Origin of the sequence: Marinobacter sp. M3C, from assembly GCF_023311895.1 — a bacterium.
Classification (GTDB): Bacteria; Pseudomonadota; Gammaproteobacteria; order Pseudomonadales; family Oleiphilaceae; genus Marinobacter.
The window spans coordinates 1018764-1043012 of sequence record NZ_CP092284.1 but is presented as its reverse complement, the minus strand read 5'-3'; the positions used below and the strand labels follow the sequence as shown (position 1 = coordinate 1043012).

At 55.8% G+C, this 24249-nt stretch carries 24 protein-coding genes; 12 read left to right on the top strand and 12 right to left on the bottom strand.

Annotated elements, in window-relative coordinates; translation table 11 throughout:
• Nucleotides 1-118 precede the first annotated feature (118 nt).
• Both MIH18_RS04715 and rpoS read left to right on the top strand, forming a co-directional pair.
• The gene (locus tag MIH18_RS04715) at nucleotides 119-925 is read left to right on the top strand and encodes a peptidoglycan DD-metalloendopeptidase family protein (protein ID WP_249008370.1); all 807 of its coding nucleotides are present in this window, start codon (nucleotides 119-121) and stop codon (nucleotides 923-925) included.
• Nucleotides 926-1100: 175 nt separating this feature from the next.
• On the top strand, nucleotides 1101-2102 hold the full coding sequence (gene rpoS, locus MIH18_RS04710) for an RNA polymerase sigma factor RpoS (RefSeq protein ID WP_249008371.1): 1002 nt from the start codon (nucleotides 1101-1103) through the stop codon (nucleotides 2100-2102).
• Nucleotides 2103-2162: 60 nt separating this feature from the next.
• Here rpoS and nth read toward each other — a convergent pair whose 3' ends face one another.
• The 8 genes from nth to metG are packed head-to-tail and all read right to left on the bottom strand — an operon-like array spanning nucleotide 2163 to nucleotide 10463.
• A complete protein-coding gene (gene nth / locus MIH18_RS04705; RefSeq protein ID WP_249008372.1) occupies nucleotides 2163-2801 on the bottom strand; it encodes an endonuclease III in 639 nt (212 codons plus the stop codon).
• A complete protein-coding gene (locus tag MIH18_RS04700) occupies nucleotides 2801-3517 on the bottom strand; it encodes an electron transport complex subunit E (RefSeq protein ID WP_249008373.1) in 717 nt (238 codons plus the stop codon). Before MIH18_RS04700 ends, nth begins: the two co-directional genes overlap by 1 nt.
• Nucleotides 3518-3522: 5 nt before the next feature.
• Nucleotides 3523-4218: an electron transport complex subunit RsxG gene (rsxG, locus tag MIH18_RS04695; RefSeq protein WP_249008374.1), complete on the bottom strand. Its 696-nt coding sequence runs from the start codon at nucleotides 4216-4218 to the stop codon at nucleotides 3523-3525.
• Nucleotides 4219-4222: 4 nt separating this feature from the next.
• Nucleotides 4223-5275 (bottom strand): electron transport complex subunit RsxD, encoded by a 1053-nt coding sequence (rsxD, locus tag MIH18_RS04690; protein WP_249008375.1) that lies wholly within the window; start codon nucleotides 5273-5275, stop codon nucleotides 4223-4225.
• A 5-nt stretch (nucleotides 5276-5280) separates the two neighbouring features.
• Complete coding sequence (gene rsxC / locus MIH18_RS04685; RefSeq protein ID WP_249008376.1) at nucleotides 5281-7155, bottom strand: electron transport complex subunit RsxC; 1875 nt, start codon at nucleotides 7153-7155, stop codon at nucleotides 5281-5283.
• Nucleotides 7152-7787: an electron transport complex subunit RsxB gene (gene rsxB / locus MIH18_RS04680; protein WP_249008377.1), complete on the bottom strand. Its 636-nt coding sequence runs from the start codon at nucleotides 7785-7787 to the stop codon at nucleotides 7152-7154. The genes rsxC and rsxB overlap by 4 nt, the downstream gene beginning before the upstream one ends.
• 15 nt (nucleotides 7788-7802) lie before the next feature.
• On the bottom strand, nucleotides 7803-8384 hold the full coding sequence (gene rsxA, locus MIH18_RS04675) for an electron transport complex subunit RsxA (protein WP_048384854.1): 582 nt from the start codon (nucleotides 8382-8384) through the stop codon (nucleotides 7803-7805).
• Between the two features lie 39 nt (nucleotides 8385-8423).
• Nucleotides 8424-10463 (bottom strand): methionine--tRNA ligase, encoded by a 2040-nt coding sequence (gene metG, locus MIH18_RS04670; RefSeq protein WP_249008378.1) that lies wholly within the window; start codon nucleotides 10461-10463, stop codon nucleotides 8424-8426.
• A gap of 230 nt (nucleotides 10464-10693) precedes the next feature.
• Between metG and apbC the strand changes: the two genes are divergently transcribed.
• Genes apbC through MIH18_RS04650 form a run of 4 tightly spaced genes read left to right on the top strand, consistent with a single transcriptional unit; the run spans nucleotide 10694 to nucleotide 14358 of the window.
• The gene (apbC, locus tag MIH18_RS04665) at nucleotides 10694-11806 is read left to right on the top strand and encodes an iron-sulfur cluster carrier protein ApbC (protein WP_249008379.1); all 1113 of its coding nucleotides are present in this window, start codon (nucleotides 10694-10696) and stop codon (nucleotides 11804-11806) included.
• Between the two features lie 56 nt (nucleotides 11807-11862).
• A complete protein-coding gene (gene dcd / locus MIH18_RS04660) occupies nucleotides 11863-12429 on the top strand; it encodes a dCTP deaminase (protein WP_249008380.1) in 567 nt (188 codons plus the stop codon).
• A complete protein-coding gene (locus MIH18_RS04655) occupies nucleotides 12426-13025 on the top strand; it encodes a YjaG family protein (RefSeq protein ID WP_249008381.1) in 600 nt (199 codons plus the stop codon). The genes dcd and MIH18_RS04655 overlap by 4 nt, the downstream gene beginning before the upstream one ends.
• Before the next feature lie 55 nt (nucleotides 13026-13080).
• Nucleotides 13081-14358, top strand: a complete 1278-nt coding sequence (locus MIH18_RS04650; RefSeq protein WP_249008382.1) for a valine--pyruvate transaminase — start codon at nucleotides 13081-13083, stop codon at nucleotides 14356-14358.
• Nucleotides 14359-14379: 21 nt separating this feature from the next.
• On the opposite strand, the gene MIH18_RS04645 is transcribed toward MIH18_RS04650, so the two are convergent.
• From MIH18_RS04645 to purM, 3 genes are read right to left on the bottom strand one after another with little or no spacing between them, the layout of a single operon-like run.
• Nucleotides 14380-15150, bottom strand: a complete 771-nt coding sequence (locus tag MIH18_RS04645; protein ID WP_249008383.1) for a DUF3108 domain-containing protein — start codon at nucleotides 15148-15150, stop codon at nucleotides 14380-14382.
• Nucleotides 15151-15181: 31 nt separating this feature from the next.
• Nucleotides 15182-15844, bottom strand: a complete 663-nt coding sequence (purN, locus tag MIH18_RS04640; RefSeq protein WP_249008384.1) for a phosphoribosylglycinamide formyltransferase — start codon at nucleotides 15842-15844, stop codon at nucleotides 15182-15184.
• Nucleotides 15841-16905 carry a phosphoribosylformylglycinamidine cyclo-ligase gene (purM, locus tag MIH18_RS04635; RefSeq protein ID WP_249008385.1) on the bottom strand — a complete coding sequence of 355 codons (1065 nt, stop codon included), beginning with the start codon at nucleotides 16903-16905 and terminating at the stop codon, nucleotides 15841-15843. The genes purN and purM overlap by 4 nt, the downstream gene beginning before the upstream one ends.
• Before the next feature lie 316 nt (nucleotides 16906-17221).
• On the opposite strand from purM, the gene MIH18_RS04630 reads away from it, so the two are divergent.
• Genes MIH18_RS04630 through MIH18_RS04610 form a run of 5 tightly spaced genes read left to right on the top strand, consistent with a single transcriptional unit; the run spans nucleotide 17222 to nucleotide 20798 of the window.
• The gene (locus MIH18_RS04630; protein WP_249008386.1) at nucleotides 17222-18316 is read left to right on the top strand and encodes a DUF2066 domain-containing protein; all 1095 of its coding nucleotides are present in this window, start codon (nucleotides 17222-17224) and stop codon (nucleotides 18314-18316) included.
• A 21-nt stretch (nucleotides 18317-18337) separates the two neighbouring features.
• On the top strand, nucleotides 18338-18898 hold the full coding sequence (gene pgsA, locus MIH18_RS04625) for a CDP-diacylglycerol--glycerol-3-phosphate 3-phosphatidyltransferase (RefSeq protein ID WP_249008387.1): 561 nt from the start codon (nucleotides 18338-18340) through the stop codon (nucleotides 18896-18898).
• The gene (hda, locus tag MIH18_RS04620; RefSeq protein WP_249008388.1) at nucleotides 18877-19593 is read left to right on the top strand and encodes a DnaA regulatory inactivator Hda; all 717 of its coding nucleotides are present in this window, start codon (nucleotides 18877-18879) and stop codon (nucleotides 19591-19593) included. Before pgsA ends, hda begins: the two co-directional genes overlap by 22 nt.
• A gap of 48 nt (nucleotides 19594-19641) precedes the next feature.
• Complete coding sequence (locus MIH18_RS04615) at nucleotides 19642-20451, top strand: ParA family protein (RefSeq protein ID WP_249008389.1); 810 nt, start codon at nucleotides 19642-19644, stop codon at nucleotides 20449-20451.
• Complete coding sequence (locus MIH18_RS04610) at nucleotides 20448-20798, top strand: YqcC family protein (protein ID WP_249008390.1); 351 nt, start codon at nucleotides 20448-20450, stop codon at nucleotides 20796-20798. Before MIH18_RS04615 ends, MIH18_RS04610 begins: the two co-directional genes overlap by 4 nt.
• A 34-nt stretch (nucleotides 20799-20832) precedes the next feature.
• Here the strand turns inward: MIH18_RS04610 and nadC are convergent, their stop codons facing one another.
• Nucleotides 20833-21675 carry a carboxylating nicotinate-nucleotide diphosphorylase gene (gene nadC / locus MIH18_RS04605; RefSeq protein WP_249008391.1) on the bottom strand — a complete coding sequence of 281 codons (843 nt, stop codon included), beginning with the start codon at nucleotides 21673-21675 and terminating at the stop codon, nucleotides 20833-20835.
• Nucleotides 21676-21924: 249 nt separating this feature from the next.
• Between nadC and MIH18_RS04600 the strand changes: the two genes are divergently transcribed.
• Nucleotides 21925-24153, top strand: a complete 2229-nt coding sequence (locus MIH18_RS04600; protein WP_249008392.1) for a DUF1631 domain-containing protein — start codon at nucleotides 21925-21927, stop codon at nucleotides 24151-24153.
• Nucleotides 24154-24249 lie beyond the last annotated feature (96 nt).

Genomic DNA, 24249 nt, shown 5'->3' with positions numbered 1-24249 from the left:
AGAAAAATCACTGCAACAATAATTGCTTACAGCGAATATCCCGAATCTACTTAGACACCGGCGCGGGCTTGCATTATTGTTGAGTTGAATTTTTCATAACCGCACCGGTACCTATGTCGTGATTTTCCAGCCCCGCGTTTTGTTGACCTATCCAGTCGCAGCTCTGTTGTGGCTGACGTTGATGCTGGGCGGTTGCAATACGGCGGCGCTGTATCAGGACGACATTTATAACCCCCCGGTGTATTGGGGCCACCACATGGTCAAGTCAGGGGAAACGCTGTACGGCATCGCGTGGCGCTACGGTCGCGATTATCGGGAGCTGGGTAACGCAAACGGTCTGCGAGCACCTTGGACCATTCTGCCGGGCCAGATGTTGCGTCTTGACAAGCGTGGCCGAGCGCCCACTACAGCGGTTGCAGGGGCCGGGGCCAAACGCAGCGCAGCGGCAATAACGAGCAGCAGCGCCCGGGTCCCCAAGCCGACCAGGCAACCGGTGATTACTCGAAAGCCTGACACAAACGCACCTTTGGCGTCGCAGACCCAAACTGTTGCCGATATAAAATGGCGATGGCCTCACTCTGGCACTGTAATTGCTAACTTTTCAGCATCTGGAAAAGTCAACAAAGGGATTGATATTGCCGGAAAATCCGGCGATTCTGTACGGGCGGCGGCTGGCGGAAGTGTGGTATACGCAGGCAGTGGTTTACTGGGTTATGGCAACCTTGTAATCGTTAATCACAGCGAGCAGTATCTCAGCGCTTACGGACACAATCGTAAAATACTGGTCAAAGAAGGGGAGAACATTCAGGCGGGTCAAATAATTGCCGAATTGGGCAACAGCGGCGCAGAGCGGCCAATGTTGCATTTTGAAATACGAAAAAATGGCAACCCAGTGAATCCAGCATATTATTTACCAGCGCGGTAGACTAGGTATCATTACGTAAGAGCACCTAAAAGCACATTAAATAATAATGGAACAACAGCGGCCAGGGTGGCCATGAATAGATGTCCTGAATACGACCACAAATAGAACGGCACGCCCGACCTAATAAACAAAACACGGGCGCTGTCCAGGATCATTTAGAGGCGGGGCAAACAGAATGTCACAATATCAGGAAGACTTGATCGTCGATCGCGTCGAACAGTCCGAAGGCGCTGAAAAGGAAAAACCAAAATCCGGGGGTACAGCCTCACCGCGCAAGGTTGCCACCAAAACAACCGCGAAACCCGCTAGTCGTTTGGCGAGCAGTCGTTATTACAGCAGTAGCAAACAGCTGGACGCCACACAGCTCTACCTCAACGAAATAGGCTTTTCGCCGCTGCTTACCCCTGAAGAGGAAGTATACTTTGCGCGCCTGGCCCGAAAAGGCGAGGAGTCAGGTCGTAAACGCATGATTGAAAGCAACTTGCGGCTGGTTGTAAAAATCGCCCGGCGCTATGTGAATCGCGGTTTGACTCTGTTGGATTTAATTGAAGAAGGTAACCTTGGTTTGATTCGCGCGGTTGAGAAGTTTGACCCAGAGCGCGGGTTTCGCTTCTCTACCTATGCCACCTGGTGGATTCGCCAAACCATCGAACGCGGCATCATGAATCAAACCCGCACTATTCGCTTGCCCATTCACGTGGTGAAAGAACTCAACCTGTATCTGCGGGCGGCCCGCGAGCTGACCCAGCAACTAGACCACGAACCCACAGCTGAAGAAATTGCCCGCAAGGTCGACAAACCGGTCAAAGATGTCAAGCGTATGCTTGGGTTGAACGAGCGCGTTGCTTCTATGGACACGCCCATTGGTGCCGGCGGTGAAAAATCCCTTCTGGACACGGTAGCTGACGAAGGCGCATCAGACCCCGCCGATGTGCTGCAGGAAAACAACATTTCGGTTTGCCTGCAACAGTGGATTGACCAACTTAGCGAAAAACAGCAGGAAGTGCTGGCTCGCCGATTTGGCTTACGTGGTTATCCTGTTAGTACGCTGGAAGAAGTTGGCCAGGAAATCGGACTGACCCGAGAACGAGTGCGCCAGATTCAGGTGGAAGCTCTACGTAGGCTACGCGAGATATTGGAAAAAGAGGGGCTTACTGGAAACCTTCTATTCCAGTAGCGGTCAGGGCTGCCAGCGCCGCTCGCGTGTTGGCAGCCGAGCCTGATCGGGCGTCAGGCATCATATATAGTCGCGTTTATCCTTGAACTCGCACAAATCTTCGATAGGACAGGCACCGCACCGGGGTTTACGGGCGGTGCAGATATAGCGCCCGTGCAGAATAAGCCAGTGATGGGCATCCAGCAAAAACTCCTGCGGTACCAAGCGTATCAGACGCTTTTCCACTTCCAGCACGTTCTTGCCCGGAGCAATCCCAGTACGGTTAGATACTCGAAATATGTGGGTATCCACGGCCATGGCGATTTGACCAAAGGCGGTGTTCAGCACCACATTGGCGGTTTTGCGACCAACACCGGGTAATGCTTCCAGTTCTTCCCGGGTTCGCGGTACTTCGCTTGCGTGGCGGTCGATCAGCGCGCGGCAGGTTTTTATCACGTTTTCGGCTTTGCTGTTAAACAGGCCAATGGTTTTTATGTATTCCTTAAGGCCATCTACGCCCAGGGCAAAAATGGCCTCCGGGGTGTTCGCCACCGGATACAGTTTGTTGGTGGCTTTGTTTACGCCCACATCGGTGGCCTGCGCCGAAAGAATGACCGCAATCAGCAATTCAAAATCGGAACTGTAGTTCAGTTCGGTGACCGGCTTAGGATTTTCTTCCCGTAAACGGCTGAAAATTTCTGTGCGTTTCTGTTTGTTCATTAAGAAATAGTTCCGGTAACTCGCACCCGTTTACTGCCGGCGCTGATCGTCTCAACTTGCGCAGCTTTGCGTTTTTCTTCAATGCGACTGTCAATCACGTTTTTCAGTGCGATCAGCAGGCCCAGACCCATAAACGCTCCGGGTGGCAGCATCATAAACAGCATGTTGGGGTAATCCGCAAACGGGCGCAGTGTCCACCCAGCTGCTACAGGCCCTAGCAGAAGGTGCATGTCCGAGAACAGCGTGCCTTGGCCGATCAGTTCGCGCATGGCGCCCAGTACCACCAGAACCGCTAAGAAGCCCAGCCCCATCATGGCACCGTCGAGCAGCGCGAGCCCTGGAGGGTTACGTGATGCAAAGGCGTCGGCGCGGCCCAGAATGGCGCAGTTGGTCACAATCAACGGGATGAAAATGCCCAGAATCTGATACAGCTCGTAAGTGTATGCCTGCATCAGCAGTTCGGCGCAGGTTACAAACGAGGCGATGATCATCACAAATGCCGGCAGGCGAACGGATTCGTTTACAAAGTTCCGTATCAACGATACCGCCAGATTCGAACCCATCAATACTAGCAGTGTGGCCAGGCCCAGCCCCAGTGCGTTCACCACTGTGCTGGTTACGGCCAGCAAAGGGCACAGCCCTAGCACTTGTACTAGCGCGGGGTTATTGCTCCAAAGACCGTCGCGAATAACCTCGCGTGATGTTTTTGTTGCCATGGCAATTAGTGCTCCGGCTCGGAAAAATGACTGGCAACGGCATTGCGTTGTTTGCGGTTGCCACGCTCGACGGGCAAACCCAGGCTCTGGCGAATTTCGGCCTGGTGTTTGCGCACATACACCAGGGTTTTGTGAACCGCTTTGACCACTGCCCGGGGGGTAATGGTGGCGCCGGTGAACTGGTCAAATTCGCCGCCGTTCTTTTTTACGTTCCACTGTTTGCTCGGCGTATTGGCCAGTGAGTGGCCGTTAAACTGGTAAACCCAATCCGATTTTCGGGTTTCAATGCGGTCCCCCAGCCCTGGTGTTTCATGGTGGCCGGTCACCCGCACCCCCAATAACTCGCCAGACGGAGTCATGCCCACCAACAGATTGATGTCGCCGGAATAGCCGTCGGTGGCTGTGACCGGAATGATAAAGCCCACCAGGTCGCTCTGCTGCCGGGCTACCCAGGCGTTCGGCGCTTCACCGCTGTTAAGAACAGCAGCGTCTGGCAAGCTGATGGTGTCATTCAGCATGTCGTTGCTATGGGTGCTTTCGGGAATGATTTCGAACAGCGCAGCAGCTTCGGCCCGCGCCGCCTGCTTGGCAATACGTTCCTTGGTGACCGCCTGGGTCAGGGCGATGGTGCCACCGGTTATCACCGCGAAAAGGCCAAGGCCGATGGCGCTGCGGCTTATGGATTGAGCCATGGTTGCCATAAAGTTAGCCCTGTTTCCGGGTGGGTAAACCGCGTCGGGCCTTGTGATGACCGTAGGTGCGTGGTGGTGTGTAGTAGTCAATAAACGGCACCGAAAAGTTCATTAGCAACACGCTGAAAGCTACGGCGTCTGGGTAGTTGCCCCAGCTGCGTATCAGGTAAACTAATGCGCCAATGCCCACCGCATAAATCAGTTTGCCTTGGTGGCTGGTGGCTGCCGACACCGGATCGGTGGCGATGAAAAATGCCCCCAACATGGTGCCACCTGCCAGCAGATGCAGCGAAAGCGGCGCATACTGGTCGGCGTTGGTGCCAAACAGCAGGCTCATGGCGACCAGCCCGCCCAAAAAACCGACGGGTATGTGCCAGCTGATAATACGCAGTGCTAACAACACCAGGCCGCCTGCAAGGAAACCGGCGTTCACCCATTCCCAGCCGCGAGCAATAAAGTTGCCAAACGTGGGGTGAATCGTAATTTCCGCGGCGGTGTGGCTGCCCACCTTGTGTTTGTATTCGTCCAGCGGGGTGGCCATGGTCCAGCCGTCAACGGCGGTTTGCTGCCCCGAGGCGATGGCGCTGAGGGTTTCGCCAAACCCGGGTGCGTCCTGCCATAGGCCGACCGGTGCGGCCCAGTTGGTGGTCATCGCCAGCGGAAATGAAATCAGCACCAAGGCGTAACCCACCATGGCCGGGTTAAACGGATTGGAACCCAGACCGCCGTAAAGCTGTTTGGCCACCACAATGGCGCTGAAAACCGCCACCACAGACACCCACCAGGGCGCAAATTGCGGCAGCGATAGGCCTAGTAACAGGCCGGTGACTGCCGCGGTGTTGTCTTTCAGGAAAAATCCAACGGGCTTGCTCCGCCATTTCAAAATGGCCGCTTCAGTAGCCAGTGCCAATGCGACACACCAGACTACATTGATCAGATTCCCCCACCCAAAAAACACCGTTTGTGCCAGTAGCCCGGGTATTGCGGCGATAATTACCCATAACATTACCCGAGAGGTAGGGCGAGCCCGGTGGGCGTGAGGGGAAGACTGTTGCTCAAGCGCCATGAAGTTTAAGCCTGTTGGGGAGTCGTTTGAGCGTCATCAATCGCCTGCTGTGCGCGCCGGACCCGCTCGGTATTTTTGTCAACGGCGCGTTCGAGTTTGTCGACGTTGGGCGCTTGGCCACTGCGAGCGTCTTCCAGCATGCTCTGCATTTTTTTCAGTTTGGCTTGGGCCTGAGTCAGCTGCTGTTCCAGTTCTTCTATGCTTGGCGCCGTCTCGACCGCAGGAATTTTGTCTGCATTTTCAGGTGCGAATGTTTCAGCCGGCGCTGCTTCTTCAGAGGACTGTGTTGAAGGGTCGGCGCGCTTAGCGCTAGCAGCCGCGGCGGCTTTGGCCTTTTTACGAGCCAGAGCTTGCTCTACCAGAGCGGATTTTCCCGCGCGCTCATCGCTTATTGTGCCGTCTTGAACGCTCGTCTGGGCGTCGGTTTTCTTCTGTTCTTGAGCTTTGGCGGCGGCCAATGCCCGGTCTTTGCGGCGCTGATCTTTTTCCTGCTGTTCGCGGTCAAGGCGCTGCTGGCGAGCTTCAAAGCGTACGCGAGCACGGTCGGACTTTTGCTGTTCGGCCCGCTGTAGACGAATTTCACCTTTGGCAAACCGGTAATACTGCACCAGCGGAATAGAGCTTGGGCACACGTACGAGCAGGCGCCGCATTCGATGCAGTCAAACAGATTCAGATGTTCGGCTTTTTCAAACTCTGTGGCTTTGGCGTGCCAGAACAACTGCTGGGGCAAAAGCGCCATCGGGCAGACTTCGGCGCACTGGCCGCAGCGAATACACGGTTGTTCCGGCGCCGGCGCGGGCAGTTCGCTGGCGCTGGCGGCAATCACGCAGTTGCTGGTTTTTATCAGCGGGATATCCGTGTTCGGCAGCGTATAGCCCATCATCGGGCCGCCGAGCACTAACCGCGACATGCGCTGTTTATCAACACCGGCGCAGGTCAGTAAATGGCTGGTGGGGGTGCCAACCAAGACTTCAAAGTTGCCGGGTTCTGCCAAGGCTTCGCCGGTGGCCGTCATCACGCGAGAAATCAGTGGTTTGCCTTGCAAGATAGCATCAGCCACGGCTACCGCGGTGCCAATGTTCTGGCACATCACGCCAATATCCGCCGGTATGCCACCGCTGGGTACTTCTTGGCCGGTCAGAATCTGGATCAGCTGTTTTTCACCACCGGATGGATAGATGGTGGGAATCACCGCAATTTCGGTTTTACTGCCCTCTGCCGCCTGCCGCAAAGCGGCAATGGCTTCGGGTTTGTTTTCTTCGATGCCGATCACCACCCGTGCCGGGCGCAGCAGCCAGGCCATTATGCGCAGACCGGCCATCACCTGGTCTGCTTTTTCGCGCATGGTCATGTCGTCGGCGGTAATGTACGGCTCGCACTCGGCGCCGTTAAGAATTAAAGTGTCGACTTTGCGGTTTACAGACGGCCGTAGTTTGATGTTGGTTGGAAAACCCGCGCCGCCCAGGCCCACAATGCCGCCCTGACGAATCAGCGCCAGCACTTGGTCGCGCTCCAGCTTGCGATATTCCGGCTGCGGTATCAGCTCGCACCAGCGCTCCTCGCCGTCGGGTATCAGCACCACGCAGGTGTCGCTCATACCCGATGGGTGTGGCACGGGCTCCAGGGAAATACGCTCAACGGTGCCTGACGTGGGCGCGTGTACCGGTACGCCCATGCCATTGCCGACCTGGGCGATGACTTCACCTTTCAGCACCTTTTGCCCCGGCTCGACAATACAGCGCGCAGGCTCGCCAATGTGCTGTTGCAACGGCAGTATCAGCTTCGCGGGTAAGCCCGCGGGGCGAATGGGCCGATTGTTGGATTGGCTTTTGTTTTCTGGAGGGTGTACGCCTCCGCCAAAGTTCCACAACTGGGTCATAACAAGCTCGCTTCGCGGGTTTCTGCCTGGCTGTCGGTGGCAATCAGGCGGCTGCCGGCCGCGGCGGGCTCTCCATCTGGCACCACTTCTTTTACGACAGGCGGTGCCCAGGTCCAGCTGCGGATGTCCGGTTCGATGACGATCATGTCGATACAGTCAACCGGGCAGGGCTCCACGCACAAATCACAGCCGGTGCATTCGCTTTCTATCACTGTGTGCATGTGTTTGGCGGCGCCCAGAATGGCGTCTACGGGGCAGGCCTGGATGCACTTGGTGCAGCCAATACATTCGTCTTCGCGAATCACGGCTACCCGCTTGGCCTGGGCAGCGCCGTGTTCGGCGTCCAGAGGTTGGGGTTCTACGTCCAGCAAGTCGGCCAGGGCGTTGATGGTGGCTTCACCGCCCGGCGGGCACTTATTGATGGCTTCGCCGTTGTTGATGGCTTCAGCATAGGGTCGGCAGCCGGGAAAACCACACTGGCCGCACTGGGTTTGCGGCAAAAGCGCGTCTATCTGATCGACCAGCGGGTTGCCTTCTACCTTGAAGCGCTCTGCGGCAAAGCCCAGCAGGGCCCCAAACACGGCGGCCAGGCCTAATAAAACGGCAACTGCGATGATGATACTTGTCCACATAAGCCAAGGACTCCGTTACACGCTGACCAGGCCGGTAAAACCTAAAAACGCCAGAGCCATGAGCCCCGCGGTCACCATACCGATGGCAGCGCCGCGAAAAGCGACAGGCACATCGGATACCGCGATGCGCTCGCGCATGGCGGCAAAAAAAATCAGCACCAGGGAAAACCCGAGTGCGGCACCAAACCCATAAAGCACCGATTCGACGAAATTATTGTTGCGGTTCAAATTTAGCAGGGCCACACCCAACACTGCACAGTTAGTGGTAATCAGCGGCAGAAAAATACCCAGCACCCGGTACAGCAGGGGGCTGGTTTTGCGTACCACCATTTCAGTGAATTGCACCACCACCGCTATCACCAAAATGAAGGTGATGGTTTTCAAAAACGCCAGATTCAAAGGCTCTAATAAATAGGTGTACGCCAGATAGCTGCACACCGACGACAATGTCAGCACAAAGGTGGTCGCCAGCGACATGCCCATGGCGGTTTCCAGTTTGCTGGACACCCCCATAAACGGGCACAGGCCCAAAAATTGAACCAGCACGAAATTGTTGACCAGTATGGTACTGACCAGTATGAGCAGGTACTCGGTCATGGTTGTTTCGGGCCTCGCTGGCTATTTTCTATTAACGACTTACATTATCCGCATGCCGGGCGTAGCGCCGGAGTCTGGCGACAGAATAAAGATGTCTTTGCCGCCAGGGCCGGCTGCCAGCACCATGCCTTCGGACAGGCCGAATTTCATTTTGCGGGCTTTCAGGTTGGCGACCATTACGGTTAAACGGCCTTCCAGTTCTTCGGGCGCGTAGGCTGATTTAATACCAGCAAACACGTTGCGCTCGCCATGTCCCACGTCAAGTGTCAGGCGTAACAGCTTGTCGGCGCCCTTTACGTGCTCGGCTTTGATGATTTTGACTACCCTCAGATCCACCTTGGCGAAGTCGTCAAACTCGATTTCCGGGCTAATGGGCTCCAGTGGTGTTTTCAGTGCGGCTTCTGCCGGCGCTTCAGCCACCGGCAGCTGTTCTTTCGAGGCATCGAGCATTTTTTCGATCTGCGTCATGTCCACCCGGCTCATCAGCGGCTGAAATTCGTTGATGCCGTGATCTTGAAGCAACTCGGCGCGGTTGTTCCAATCCAGCTTGGCGTTCAGGAAAGCTTCCGAGGCGTCGGCGGTCTTTGGCAGTACCGGCGCCAGGTAGGCCATCAACAGGCGGAACATGTTCAGCGCGTTGGTGCAGATGGCTTGAAGCTTTTCGTCTTCGCCTGCCTGCTTGGCTACTACCCAGGGTTGTTCGTCGTTGACGTACTGATTGGCAATATCCGCCAACTCCATGATTCGGCGCATGGCGCGGCCAAACTCGCGATTCTCGTAGTAACCGGCCAGCTCTTCGCCGGCGCTGATGAACTCGTTAAGCTTGTCGATCTCGGTGACTTGACCCAGCTTGCCGTCGAAGCGCTTGCTAATAAAGCCGGCGCTGCGGCTGGCTATATTAACCACCTTGCCCACCAGGTCCGAGTTTACCCGGGCGGCAAAATCGTCCAGGTTCAAATCCATGTCATCAACGCCGCCGGTGAGTTTGGCCGCAAAGTAATAGCGCAGGTACTCCGGATTCAGGAAGTCCAGATAGGTGCGGGCCATGATGAAGGTGCCGCGGGATTTGGACATTTTTTTGCCATTAACGGTCACAAAACCGTGGGCCCAAACCGCGGTGGGCGTGCGGAAACCGGTGTCGTGCAGAATGGCTGGCCAGAACAGGGCGTGGAAATTGATGATGTCCTTGCCGATGAAGTGGTACACCTCGGCGGTGGAGTCGGCTTTCCAGAAGTGTTCAAAATCGATGCCTTCGCGAACGCACAGGTTTTTGAAACTGGCCAGATAGCCAATGGGCGCGTCGAGCCACACATAAAAATACTTGCCCGGTGCATCTGGCACTTCAAAACCGAAGTAGGGTGCGTCACGGCTGATGTCCCAGTCGTGCAGACCAGCGTCTAGCCATTCAGCCAGTTTGTTGGCTACCTGCGGTTGCAGGGTACCGCTGCGAGTCCATTTGGCCAGGAAGTCGGCAAAATCCGGCAGTTTGAAGAAAAAGTGCTCGGATTCTTTTTCGATGGGTGTGGCACCGGACACCGCCGAACGCGGGTTAATCAGCTCGGTGGGTGAGTAGGTGGCGCCACAGGCTTCGCAGTTATCGCCGTATTGGTCGTCGGTTTTACACTTGGGGCACGTACCCTTGATAAATCGGTCGGCCAGAAACATGTTTTTTTCAGGGTCGAACGATTGGGTAATCGTGCGAGTGGCAATGTGCCCGTTCTGCTGCAGTTGACGGTAGATAAACTCTGAAAACTGGCGGTTCTCGTCAGAATGGGTGGTGTAGTAATTGTCAAAGCGGATCAGAAAGTCGCCAAAGTCTTGCTGATGTTCCTGGCGGATGCGGTCAATCAACTGCTCGGGGGTAATACCTTCCCGCTCGGCGCGGAGCATAATGGCGGTGCCGTGAGCATCGTCGGCGCAAACGTAATAACAAGTATGGCCGCGCAGTTTTTGGTAGCGCGCCCATATATCGGTCTGGATGTATTCCAGCAAATGGCCCAGGTGAATGGGGCCGTTGGCATAGGGCAGGGCACTGGTGACCAGAATGTCCCGTTTTTGCTTCGCACTCGCTTGCGTCATGGTTGAGCTTGAACCTTTGCTGGAATTGAATGTAGGCCGCGAATCAACAAAACACCCCCGCGCAGATTTGTGCACGGAACGCGGGTATCCTGTATGGCCAGAATTGGGCACAAATGATACCTTCCACGCAGAATTTTTTCATCCGAAACCCCGTTTAAGTGCAGCATTACCGGCCTGAACTCTTTCTGAACTCTTTCTGTGCTGTCCCTAAACTCTCCCGGAGTGATGTTATGACCACGATTTCCCGCCAAGCCCTGGAGGCGGCCATTCGCGAATACCGCGATCCGTACCTTGAAAAAGACTTGTACGAGCTGGATGCGGTAAAGAAGCTGGACGTGGACAAACGCGGTGAAGTCACCTTGATGGTGGAGTTGCCCTATCCGTCCAAAGGCATTGCCGGGGCTTTGAAACAGCTGGTGGGGAATGCGCTGGAATCAGTTGAAGGTGTGGAAAGCTCGGACATTCACGTGGCCCAAAAAATTCACGCCTACAAAGCCCAGAAAGAATTGCCATCGATTCCCGGGGTTAAAAACATTATTGCGGTGGCTTCCGGTAAAGGCGGCGTGGGTAAATCCACCACTGCGGTGAATCTGGCTCTGGCGCTGCAGCACGAAGGCGCCCGGGTGGGCGTGCTGGATGCCGATATTTACGGCCCCAGCGTGGGTATGATGCTGGGCGTGCCGGATGGCCAAAAGCCGGAGGTACAGGAGCAAAAGTACTTTATTCCCATTGAAGCTCACGGTTTGAAAACCAACTCCATGGCGTATCTGGCCAACGACAAAACCCCGATGATCTGGCGCGGCCCAGTGGTTACAGGTGTGCTTATGCAGCTGCTGCAGCAGACTCTTTGGGGCGAGTTGGACTATCTAATTGTGGATATGCCGCCGGGCACCGGTGATATCCAGCTGACGCTGGCGCAAAAAGTGCCGGTAACCGGCGCGGTGATTGTCACTACGCCGCAGAATATTGCTGTGATGGACGCCCGGCGTGGTATTGAAATGTTCCGTAAAATGGAAATACCGGTGTTGGGTGTGGTGGAAAATATGAGCGTGCACATCTGCAGTAACTGCGGCCACCAAGAAGCGTTGTTTGGCACCGATGGCGGAGCGCGTATTGCCGATGACTACGACACCGTATTGTTGGGCCAGTTGCCACTGCACAAAACCGTGCGCGAGCAAACCGATGGTGGTAAACCTACGGTGGCGGCAGAGCCGGATTCCGAAGTGGCGCGGCGCTATCTGGACATTGCCCGCCGCGTGGGGGCGGAGTTGTCAAAGCGTGAACGCAATTTAAGCGGCGCTATTTCCAGCGTGTCGGTCACCGGCCATTGGAATTCGCACTAAAACTGGCCAACAGTTAAACTGTCGCCCTTTATAACTCCGGGATATGAGAAACCAGCATGAGCATTAAACCCGACAAGTGGATTCGCCGCATGGCGCAGCAACACAACATGATCGAGCCCTTTGAGCCCGGCCAGGTGCGTGAATCGGAAAAGGGCCGGGTCATTTCCTACGGTACCTCCAGCTATGGCTACGACGTGCGCTGCAGCAACGAGTTCAAAATCTTCACCAACGTGCATTCCGCCACGGTAGACCCGAAGAATTTTGACGAAAACAGCTTTGTGAATATTACCAGCGATGTGTGCATTATTCCGCCCAACTCGTTTGTGCTGGCGCGCACGGTGGAATATTTTCGCATTCCCCGTAATGTGCTGACGATCTGCCTGGGCAAATCTACTTATGCCCGCTGCGGCATTATTGTCAACGTCACTCCGCTTGAGCCAGAGTGGGAAGGCCAGGTGACATTGGAATTTTCCAACACCACCAACTTGCCGGCGAAAATTTACGCCAACGAAGGCGTGGCGCAGATGCTGTTTTTCGAGGCTGACGAAGTGTGTGAAACCAGCTATAAAGACCGGGGCGGCAAGTATTTGGGCCAAACCGGCGTAACGCTGCCACGCACATGAACGCCAATCAGTTTTTAAAAGCAGTACAGCAGCTACAAGGCTGGCGCGAATGCGCGTTTTTGCTATCGCTGGCCGAGCGGGCGTTTCCCAATTACGCCCTGTTTGCGGACGCCATGGAATTGAAAACCGGCGCCAAAATGCGCCAGATTCTGGATGCGGGTTGGAATCTGTTAAAGCCAGATGCCATCGAGACTGCCATTCCCCAGTGGCTGCGCAAGCTAGAAGCGCTATCGCCAAACGTTGAGGACTACGACGCCTACGGCGTGTACCCCGCATATGACTTTTGCCAGTTGCTGGAACAGGCGCTGTTGAACCGGCTTAATCCTGGCAAGCATAGAGCAACAGAAGCTTCACAGCTTGCCACGGCAACCGTGATGAGCTTTGTTGAGGTTTCGGAGGCCGAAGAGCTAAGCGAAGACGAACTGGTGCGCCTGCTGGACCAGCATCCCTTGATGAAAGATGACAAGTTGTTTCAGCGCGACCTGGTGCTGGAATTAAAGCGTCAGCGCGTTCCACGGCAGGACTTTATCACTACCCTGCGCCAGCGAGCGGAAAACGATGGCGTTAGCAATCTGGGCATTTCGCTGTCCGATTAACATTGACTGAATAACCTTGACTGAATAAAACCGTTCGACCAATGGATTTGATCTGATGAAACTCTCTGCGTTTGGCCAGAAATTTACGGCGGATGCCGGTATTACCTCGTTGATGGATGATTTAGGTAACGCCATGGCCTCGGGTGATGACCTGATCATGATGGGCGGCGGCAACCCCGGTCATATTCCGGAGATACAACAGCGGGTTCGGGAGATTCTTGTTCAGATCAGCCAGAGTGACGACGATATGCGCCGCCTGGTGGGCGTTTATGATCCTCCCCAAGGCGAAAAGCAGTTTATCGCCGCGTTGGCGGAATTATTGAGCCGTGAGTATGGTTGGGACCTGACCAGCGAGAACATTGCGCTCACCAATGGCAGCCAGGCAGCATTTTTTATGCTGTTCAATATGTTCGGTGGTGATTACGGCGATGGCGTGCACAAACACATTCTGTTGCCGCTGGCACCGGAGTACATCGGTTACGCCGACGCGGGCATAGACGCGGACTTGTTTCACGCGGTGCAGCCTGATATTTCCTTCACCGACGCCCACGAGTTCAAATACCGAATCGACTTTGACGCGGTAGAAGTGACCGGCGAAACCGGCGCTATTTGTGTGTCCAGGCCAACCAACCCTACCGGCAACGTCATTACCGATGACGAGCTGGCGCAATTGGAAATCCTGGCGCGGCGCCAAAATATCCCTCTGATTGTGGATGGCGCTTACGGTACACCGTTTCCCAGTCTGTTGTTTACCGAAGCCAAACCGACCTGGAACGAGCAAATTATTCTTTGTTTGAGCCTGTCCAAACTGGGCTTGCCTGCGGCTCGCACCGGTATTGTGATTGCTGCAGCGCCTACCATCAAGGCGCTGGCAAGCATTAATGCGATCATGAATCTGGCTACTGGGAGCTTTGGTGCCATGCTGGCGGAGCCGTTGGTGCGCTCGGGGGAGATCCTGACACTAAGCCGTGACGTGGTATGCCCGTTCTATAAGGCCAAAATGCAGCGCGCCGTGGCAGCATTCACCGGCGCCATGGAAGATGCGTCGTGCCGCTGGTATATCCACAAACCCGAGGGCGCGATGTTCCTGTGGCTGTGGTTTCCGGATTTACCGATTACCAGCCTGGAACTGTATCAGCGCTTGAAGCTTCGCGGTGTGTTGGTGGTGTCTGGTCATTACTTTTTCCCGGGGCTATCCGAGGATGGCTGGAATCACCGTGACGAGTGCCTGCGGGTGACCTATTCGCAGGACGACGAGCGGGTTGCCGAAGGGCTGAGGATTATTGCTGAAGAAGTTAAAGCGGTTTGGGTTGAGGCTGAAGCTGCGGGCTAATGCCCTTAGCCCGAGCGCAAATTAAAGCTGTTTTATGCTTTTCAGGTTGAGCTCGTAGCGGCTGCCATCAGGCTCGGTTTGCAGTAATTGCACCAGCGCGTAGTTGAATTTTGGGGCGAACCACATCAGCGTCTCCCGCTTGGCGCCTTCGCCACGCAGTTTTTCGACCGTCAGAGCGTTTATTTCGCCTTGTAGAGTTTCAATCGTCCCTTCGTCAATCACCGCGAATCTATCTTCGCTCGGCCTTCCGTGGCGCACATAACGGTATTCCATTTCACGTTTTCCTGCTTTGAGATCCTGGTGCAACTGAAGTTGATAGCCTAGTGGGTCCAGCATGCCAGGGCTGAGGGGAGTTTCGAATGCTGTGCCTTTATAGCGGCCAGTCGCAAGATTTTGCTCCCAGTCAAAATCGATGGTCTCTTCACGATCGCGAATTAGCAAACCTGACAGCTTATAGCGATAGCGCAGAGGAATGACCTGACCGTCCTGCCACTTCAGAACCACCGATTCTTCAATATCGGCTACAAACGACTTTACCGAGGTACGATAAAGCCAAACGCCATTACTCTGGTTGCTAAGAATGCGTTTTGCGCTGCCGTTCAAAGTAATACCCTTCTCGATAGAGGCGGTAAAAGAAGCCTCGAAAGGTGCTAGCTCCGCGGTGCCTGACGACTCATCCTCAACCGCCGCCAGCGCAGACGCGGTGAAGATAGCCAGGCACACCGACAAGGCCAGATTGAGTAGCAGGGGCAACCTCGAAAATGCTGATTCAATACGGGGTTTTTTCTGCATGATTGCCTCCTCCAATACAGTGTTCGGCCGATTAGTTTGCCGGCAATACCAAGGGCTGGGAGAGCGCCTGGCCATCAAAAAAAACCTGTTCAGCACCGAGTTGCACGCGGCCCTCACAGCACCAACGCACCACAATCGGATAAAGCACATGCTCCTGAGTCTGCGCCTTCTGCGCCAGGGTTTCAGCGCTGTCGTCCGGGCCCACTGCAATTTGGGCCTGAGCGATAATCGGCCCTCCATCCAGTTCTTCGGTGACAAAGTGCACAGATACACCGTGCACTTTGTCACCGGCGTCCAGTGCGCGCTGGTGGGTATTCAGGCCGGTGTATTTTGGTAGCAGCGAAGGATGAATGTTCAGCAGTTGGCCGCGGAACGCGCGGACAAAGCCCTCGGTCAGGATGCGCATGAAACCGGCCAGCACAATCAGGTCCGGATTGTGGCGGCGGATTTCCTGCATCAGGGCGCCATCGAATTCATCGCGACTGCCATAGCGACCGTGCTCAATCACAAAGGTCGGAATGTTTGCATAGGCCGCCTTCGCAAGCGCTGGCGCCTTGGCTTGATTGCTGCCAACCGCCACTATGTCGGCGGGGTAGTCGCGCTCACGGCTGGCTTTAATCAACGCCTGCAGGTTGGTGCCTGCGCCTGACACCAGAATCAGAATCTTGGGGCGCGGTGACGGATCCGCTTTCATATCGCCAGCAGTCCCGGCTGGTAGCGTACAACGCTGTCGGCCTGGTGATCCACGCCGGCTTCAATCGTACCAAGATGCCACGCCGTTTCGCCCATGGCATTGAGTGTATCCAATGTCAGCGACAGTTGGTCTTGTGGAACGCATAGCACCATGCCAATGCCGCAGTTAAACGTGCGGTACATTTCTTCAGTGGCCACGCCGCCGGCGTCTTTTAACCATTGGAACACCGGTGGTAGCTGCCAGCTGGCGGTGTCAATTGTGGCCACGGTGCCCTTGGGCAGCACGCGAGGTATGTTCTCGGGCAGGCCACCGCCGGTAATGTGTGACAGAGCACGAACGTCTATGTCGCGAATCAGCTTTAGCAAGTTTTTTACATAGATGCGTGTCGGGGCCATCAGGGCTTCGGCCAGGGTAGTATCGCCTATTGGCTGGTTCAGATCGGCGTTGCTGACTTCCAAAATTTTGCGGATCAGTGAATAGCCGTTGGAATGGGGGCCGGAAGAGCCCATCGCCAGCAGGGCATCACCCGGGCGCACGCGGCTGCCGTCAATAATATCAGCGCGTTCGGCTATGCCAACGCAGAATCCGGCAAGATCGTAGTCGTCACCTTCGTACATGCCCGGCATTTCGGCGGTTTCGCCACCCACCAGGGCGCAGCCGGCCAGCTCACAGCCTTCGCCAATGCCTTCAACCACGCTGGCAGCAACGTCTACGTTCAGTTTTCCAGTGGCGTAATAGTCCAGGAAAAACAGGGGCTCGGCGCCACCCACAATCAGGTCGTTCACGCACATGGCGACCAGGTCGATGCCGATGGTGTCGTGTTTTTGTAACTGCATGGCCAGGCGCAATTTTGTGCCTACGCCGTCGGTGCCAGACACCAGGACAGGCTCTTTATAGCCAGCAGGAATGGCAACCATGGCGCCAAACCCACCCAGGCCGCCCAGCACTTCCGGGCGACGGGTGCGTGCCGCTGTCGCTTTAATGCGGTTGACGAGTTCATTGCCGGCGTCAATATCAACGCCGGCGTCGCGGTAAGTTAAAGAAGGCTTGTGTTCGCTCATGGATCTGTAAACCGTTGGCCAGTGGGTCAAGGCGCGGATTTTAGCAGGTGCAGTGAAGGGGTCCAACCGTAATTGCCACGATTCCGCCTTAAGGGTGCCGGGGTGCAGCGCTACTCAGGCCCGGGGGCTTGGTGTATCCTGTCCGTCGTCCATGCAATTGCCGGGTTTTTACATGCGTGCATTTCAAAAGAACTACAGGCCTGAATTTCAAAAAATCTTTGTGCCTGACTTTCAAAGGTCAATCAACTTCAAGTTATTGTCCGCGTCTTGCTGCAGCCTCGTCGTTAGCGCCCGGGCCCGTGTCAGGCAGTCCGCTGTGCGCTGGGTATTGGCGGCAATGTTGTTGCTGGCGGCTCAGGCTCAGGCAGTACCCGTCAACAATCTGTACTCTGCCAACGTAGCTCTGGAAGGCTCCGGATCAGAGGCGTTATCGGCGTCTTATGACGCAGGGCTGCGTGAGGTGCTGGTGCGTGTTGCCGGTAGCCGTGGAGTATTGGAGCGTGAAGATGTTGATCGGGTACTTGCTGCGGCAGAGTCGATGCTGACGTCTTACCAGGTTTTGAATGCAGGTGCTGAAAGCCGGGTACAGATGAGCTTTGGCGCGGTAGCCGTCACCCAGGCGCTGGCCTCAATTCAGGCGCCGGTGTGGGGTGCCAACCGGCCACTGACCTTGGCTTGGGTTGCGCTTGAAGAAAATGGTGGGAGGGCATTGATTACCGATATCGGCCCTCTTGACGGTGCCAGTGCCGATTTCCGCTCCGGTCTTGAAAGCGCATCGCGGGTCCGCGGCTTGCCCTTGGTGTTACCGGTTGCAAGTGCGGCCGGTAATCGCGAGTTGCTGTCGGATATCTGGGGTCAGTTTTTTAGCCGTGTACGCAGCGCTTCCAATGATGTTGGTCGTGATGTGATGGCGCTGGTGCGGGTGAGTCGTAGCGGTGGTCAGTGGCGCGCGGGTTGGGTGATGGACGGCTTCAGTTCTGATAGCCCTGGCGAGCAGACGGTGAGCTCAGATTCGCCGGCCGCCCTGGCGCAGGCCTTAGTTGATCGCTGGACCGAACTTTATGTTAGCCGTTACGGGGCAAGCGAAGGCGATGCTGGTAAACAGCCTACGGTAGATTTGGTACTGCAAGGCGTGACTAAATTAGCGGACTACGCCGAAATAACCCGAGCATTGGCGCAGATTAATGCTGTTGACAGTGTCGCGCCTGTTGAAGTGAAAGGCAGTGAGCTGACCATGCGCCTGACATTCTCTGGTGAGTTGGACCAGCTGCGTGACTACATCACGCTGGATTCCCGCTTGGTGTCGCAGCCAACAGCGGCCGGACCGTCCGACGAACAGGCTCTGCAGGCGCTGTATCCGGTTCTGATCTATCGCTGGCAGCCTTCACCGGTTCCGGCGGTGGTGCGTTAAACTCGATGCGAGGAGGGCGCTTTGAGTTTGCATCATTGGCGCTGGATTCCAAATGCTCTAACCTTTCTGCGTATCGCGTTGATTGCTCCGTTTGCTATGGAGTTGCACGCAGGCAATTATTCCATAGCATTGATTATTTTTACTGTGGCAGCGGTGACTGACGGCGTGGATGGGTATCTGGCCCGCCGCTTTAACTGGCGCTCCCGCTTTGGCGCCATCGTTGACCCTCTGGCGGACAAAGCTTTACTCATCAGCGCCTATCTGATGTTGGCGCTGGGCGGCGTATTTCCTTTATGGCTGTTTTTGCTGGTGCTGGGGCGTGACCTGTTAATTGTGTGTGGCGCACTGATATTTCACTATGGAATCGGTAGATTCGAAATGGCGCCGAGTCTTTTGGGTAAATTCAACACCGCGATTCAGATTCTTGCAGTGCTGCTGGTAATGCTGTTGCAGGTCATAATTATGACGCCGCCGTGGATAAACTCGGCGCTCGTCTGGATAGTTGCTGTATTCACAGTGCTTAGCGGTGCGCACTATCTGCTCGCTTGGAGCTTACGGGCATGGAGGGCCAGGTTGTCGTGACAAGTTCACAGCTCATTCTGGGTGTTAAATTGCGTGACGATGCCCGTTTCGACAACTTCCACGGCGAGCGCAACGCGGCCGTGGCCAAGCGTTTGCAGCAGGCTTGTCAGCCTCCGGTAACGGTTCCAGTGTTGTTGTTGTGTGGCGATTCTGATACTGGCAAAAGCCACCTGTTACAGGCCCTGTGCCATTACGCTGAAAGCCAGTCGTTATCAGCGGTTTGCATCAGCATTACCGAGCTGGGGCCGTTTGGACCAGATGCGCTTACCGGGCTCGAGCAATTTAACCTGGTGTGCCTGGACGATTTGGACAGCGTTGTTGGTCAGACCGGCTGGGAAGAGGCCGTTTTTCATCTTTACAACCGCATGCTGGATGCCGGTCACCAGCTTGTTGTGAGCTTGTCGGACGTGCCCGCATCTTTACCGTTCATTTTGCCCGATTTGTCTTCTCGCCTTAGCCACGGCTTGACTCTGCAGCTGGGTATTTACCGCGATTCAGATCGCAAGCGTATTCTGATGGCCCGCGCAGAGCAGCGAGGGCTGGTGATGGCTGACGACGTTGCCGGATTTATTCTGCGCCGCGCACCGCGACAGCTGGGTGAGCTGCTGGCCATTCTGGACTCGCTGGACGAAAATTCGTTGCAAGCCCAGCGCCGGCTGACCATTCCGTTTGTAAAAACCGTAATGAACTGGTAACTGCGGCCGCTATGAGCGAACGCCCATACACAAGTAAGGAGACGAGCGATGAGACGTGTGGTATTCAATCAGAAAGGCGGTGTCGGTAAGTCCAGTATTACCTGCAACCTGGCCGCGATCAGTGCGGCCCGCGGCAAGCGCACGTTAGTGGTTGATCTGGACCCGCAGGGTAATTCAACCCATTACCTGATGGGTCGGCCTGCCACCGAGCTCGATAATAACGCGGCTGATTTGCTTGAGCAGACCTTGGCGTTCACGGTGTTCAACCGGCGCCCGGAAGAGTCGTTTGTGCACGCGACGCCTTTTGAGAACCTCTGGGTGTTGCCTTCAAGCCCGGAGCTGGAGTTTCTCGAACGTAAACTTGAAGCCAAGCACAAAATCTACAAACTGCGTGAAGCCTTGAAAAAGCTGGATCAACATTTCGACGACATTTACATTGATACCGCGCCGGCGCTGAATTTTTATACCCGCTCGGCGCTGATTGGTGCCCAGCGCTGCCTGATTCCGTTTGATTGTGATGATTTCGCGCGCCAAGCGCTGTACAGCATCATTCACGAAATTCAGGAACTGCAGGAGGACCACAACCCGGAGTTGAGTATTGAGGGCATTGTTGCCAATCAGTTTCAGGCCCGCGCCAGTCTGCCGTCCAAGCTGTTGGCTGAATTGGAGCAGGAAGGTTTGCCGGTATTGTCGGTTCGCTTGTCTAGCTCAGTGAAAATGAAAGAGTCCCATCAGTGTCATCAGCCGCTGATTCATATGGCGCCGCGACACCCTCTAACCCAACAGTTCGAAGACCTGTACCGGCTGCTTCACGGCGAACCACTGATGGCCGATGCAGCGCTGACGGCGCAAAAATGACAGCCGCACCCGACAGCTCTGGCCAGGCCTATCAGGTTGCCGACCGTCTGTTAGCCATTGAAATTCAGCTGCGCCAGATGAATTGCTGGCAAAGCGAGCCTCTGGCGGCGGAAAAGTACCTCAGCCGCGAGCCGTTCTGCCTGGATACGATGAGCTTTGAACAATGGTTGCAGTTTGTGCTTTTGGCGCGGCTAAAACAGCTGGTTGAAGATGCTCAGCCGTTACCCACGGTCAGCGGCGTGGCGCCAATGGCAGAAGAGCACTATCGCAGGGGCTCTGGCCCCGGGCAGGCTTTGATCCGTGAACTGGCCGCTTTGGACGAACTGCTGGGAGCGAAGCCCTGCTGAGCGCTATCGCCAGGCCACGAAATATGATCACAGCTCAGGCGTCTAGGCGCATGGACAGGTCTACGGCCCGCAGGTTTTTTGTCAGCGTGCCCAAAGAGATAAAGTCGACACCGGTTTCGGCAATGGCCACCAAGGTGCTGTCGTCAATGCCGCCAGAGGCTTCAAGCTTTGCCTTACCCGCAGTTTGGGCCACTGCTGTGCGCATATCCGCCAGAGAAAACTCGTCAAGCATGATGATGTCGGCACCGGCATCCAGTGCCTGTTGCAGTTCGTTCAGATTTTCGGTTTCTACTTCTACCGGTTTGCCCGGCGCCAGTTCCCGCGCTGCACGCACAGCGGCCGCAATAGAACCGCAGGCCGCAATGTGGTTTTCTTTGATCAGAAAAGCGTCCCACAATCCCAAACGATGATTACTGCAGCCGCCACAGGTGATCGCGTATTTTTGCGCCAGGCGTAAGCCAGGCAGAGTTTTGCGGGTATCCAGTAATTGCGTACGGGTGTGGCTGATCAGCGCCGCGTAACGGGCGGCGAGGGTGGCGACTGCAGACAGGGTTTGAAGCCAGTTTAAGGCCGCACGCTCGGCAGTCAGCAGGCTGCGGGCCAGGCCGTTCATACGGAACAGCAGCTGACCGGGTTCGACGCGTTGGCCGTCTTCCACCTGCCAGTCCAGAACAACGTCGCGATCAACCTGACGGAATACTTCATCTACCCATTCGCGGCCGGCAATAACGGCGTGTTCGCGGGTAATCACGCGGCCGCCGGCGCGGGTGTCAGCGGCGATAAGTTGTGCCGTAATGTCACCGTCGCCAATGTCTTCGCGCAGACTGTGGGCAACCGTTTCAATTCTAGACTGGCGCAGAAGTTCGGCACTGATCATGGTGTGGTGTCCGTAACGGCAGAGAAGTTAGGTGCACGCGGCACAAATAGGCAGAAACGCAGTTTATCGCGCCCGCCGGCGTTCGCCAACCGCCGCGTACATGTTGCCGAGTGTGATCCAGCTCAAGACTCTACAAATCATGACAAATCCTGACACATACTGACGCAATAAGGCTTTATGATAGTATTTGAAAGTATATTCCGATCAGCAAAGGAAAAGGCGGCTCGGCGCTAACAGGAGATAGATTCAGTGCAGGACAAAAAAGTTGTCAACATCACGGGACAGGGTTCAACGTCCCGCTTTTTTTTGCCGACTGCGTTAATTCGGCTACGGGACGCGTCTGCCCAGAGTATCCGTACGGTGCTGAATCAATTTTTTGACCGCGCTGACGATGCTCTGTTCGAACTCGCCGATCGCGCCAGCACTGATCAGGAACAAACCCGCTATTTTGACGCCATGCGCGAACTTCGGCTGCGTCGCAAGTCGATGACGGTAGCGGTGTTGCATCACGTCAGTCAGGCCTTCAATGATATTGGCAAGTTCCGCCCGCAGAGCACCGTTCCGGGCCTCGGCAGTGTGGATGAAGGTTCTCTTAGCCTGCTGGATCACGCCGAACTTGAGCAACAGGTGGCCATCGATAATATGGTCACAAAACTGCGCTATCAATACAGTGAAGCGTTACGTCACCTGAGCTTGCGCGTGCGCCATCTATTACCCGGTGTGACTCTGGAAGACGACCAGATGCCGTTGTGCCCGGAAGTGCTGTGCGGTGGACTGGCCGCGGCCAGCAAAGACCTTGATGTTGACATAAAAGCACGGCTGATAGTGTTGAAATTGTTTGACCAACTGCTGGTGAGCAGCCTCGGCGAGGTGTATCACGGCGCCAATGTGACTCTGATAGAAGAAGGCGTTCTGCCTGACAGCAAAGCGGTCAGCGCGGCGCAACCGGCTCGCAGCCGCCAGGGCACGCCGGTGCCGCCGCCATCAGCAGCGTTCCGAGAGGCGGGCGGGTATGGTGTGGGAAAACCTCAGACAGAGGCAGAGGTTTCAGCCGCTACTTTTTCGCAACTGAGCGCGCTGCTGCGGCAGGGTCAGGCTGCATCTGGTGAGGGTCACGCTCATGCCAGTGGCGGGCAATGGTTGCAAACCGACGCCCTGCTGGCTCGGCTGAACCAGGTTCAGACCGCATTTGGCAATGACGCCAGTGCGCCGCTGGTACCTCTGAACCAGCAGCTGCAACCGGTGTTACAGAGTTCGTCTGGTCAGTCACTGCGGCCCGGCCAGGTGGACAACGACGTCATCAATCTGGTGGCTATGCTGTTCGAGTTTATTCTGGACGACCGCCATTTGCATTCGGTGATGAAAAGCCTGTTGGCACGGTTGCAGATACCGGTGCTGAAAGTGGCGTTAACAGACAAGAATTTCTTCAACCGTGGTGGCCATCCCGCACGCAAGTTGCTTAACGAAATGGCACTGGCCGCCACCGGCTGGACTGAAAAACGCCCCGGTCAGCGTGACCCACTACTGGATAAAATCAGCGCGGTGGTAAACCGGATACTGGCGGATTTTTCCACAGACGTATCGCTGTTTAACGAATTGTTGGACGATTTCAACCGGTTTTCTGATCTGGACCAGCGCCGCAGTGATTTGGTAGAGCAGCGCCTGCGGGACGCAGAAGAAGGCCGTGCGCGCCATGAACAGGCAATCTCAGACGCCAAAGAGCTGCTGCACAAGGCAATGGATGGCCGGCTATTACCCGAGCCGGTGCAAAATATGCTGAATGGCCCCTGGGGCCATTACCTGCATTGGCTAGCGCTCCATGAAAGCACCGACAATAAGGCTTGGCAGCGAGCCAAGGCGCTAACCGAGCAGCTGATCTGGACCATTGACCCGGTACCCCTGACGGCAACGACCCATGAGTTGTTACAGCAAGCCATACCGCACGTTATTGAGCAGTTACGCGGGGCTTTGGAAGGTGTGGCCTGGGATGGTTTGTCGGTAGAAACGATGATCCGTGATCTGGAACTGGCACATCTTGACGTGTTCCAGCGCTTGGTGATTGCGCCCGGTGAGGCCGCCGACGTCAGTCAGCCGACGCCTGCCTTGCCAGTTGCCGCAGATGACCCCAAAGAAGCGGTGGTTGCCCGGGCGCCCGAGCCGGAGGTTTCAGAGCCCACAAGGGCTCAACCGGTTGTTGCCGATGAATGGCTGGCTAAAGCCGATAGTTTGCGAGTGGGTTGCTGGCTTGAATTAAATCGCGATGGCAGTCAGATTCGCTGTAAGCTGGCGGCATTTATCCGGGCGGTAGATAAGTACATATTTGTAAATCGCAGCGGCGCCAAAGTCGCCGAATACCGCCGCAACGAGCTGGCGGAAATGATGGCCCGAGGCCATATTGAAATACTGGACGATGGTTTGATTTTTGACCGGGCTCTGGAGTCGATTATTGACAACTTACGCACCAGTCGCCGCTTTTGAAGGTTGCAGCGTGCCGTGGCACACGGTGACGCTTTGTGATTCAATTGGAGTTATACCACTTCGTTGAATCAGGATTCGCCTTGCCTCAAACCCCCC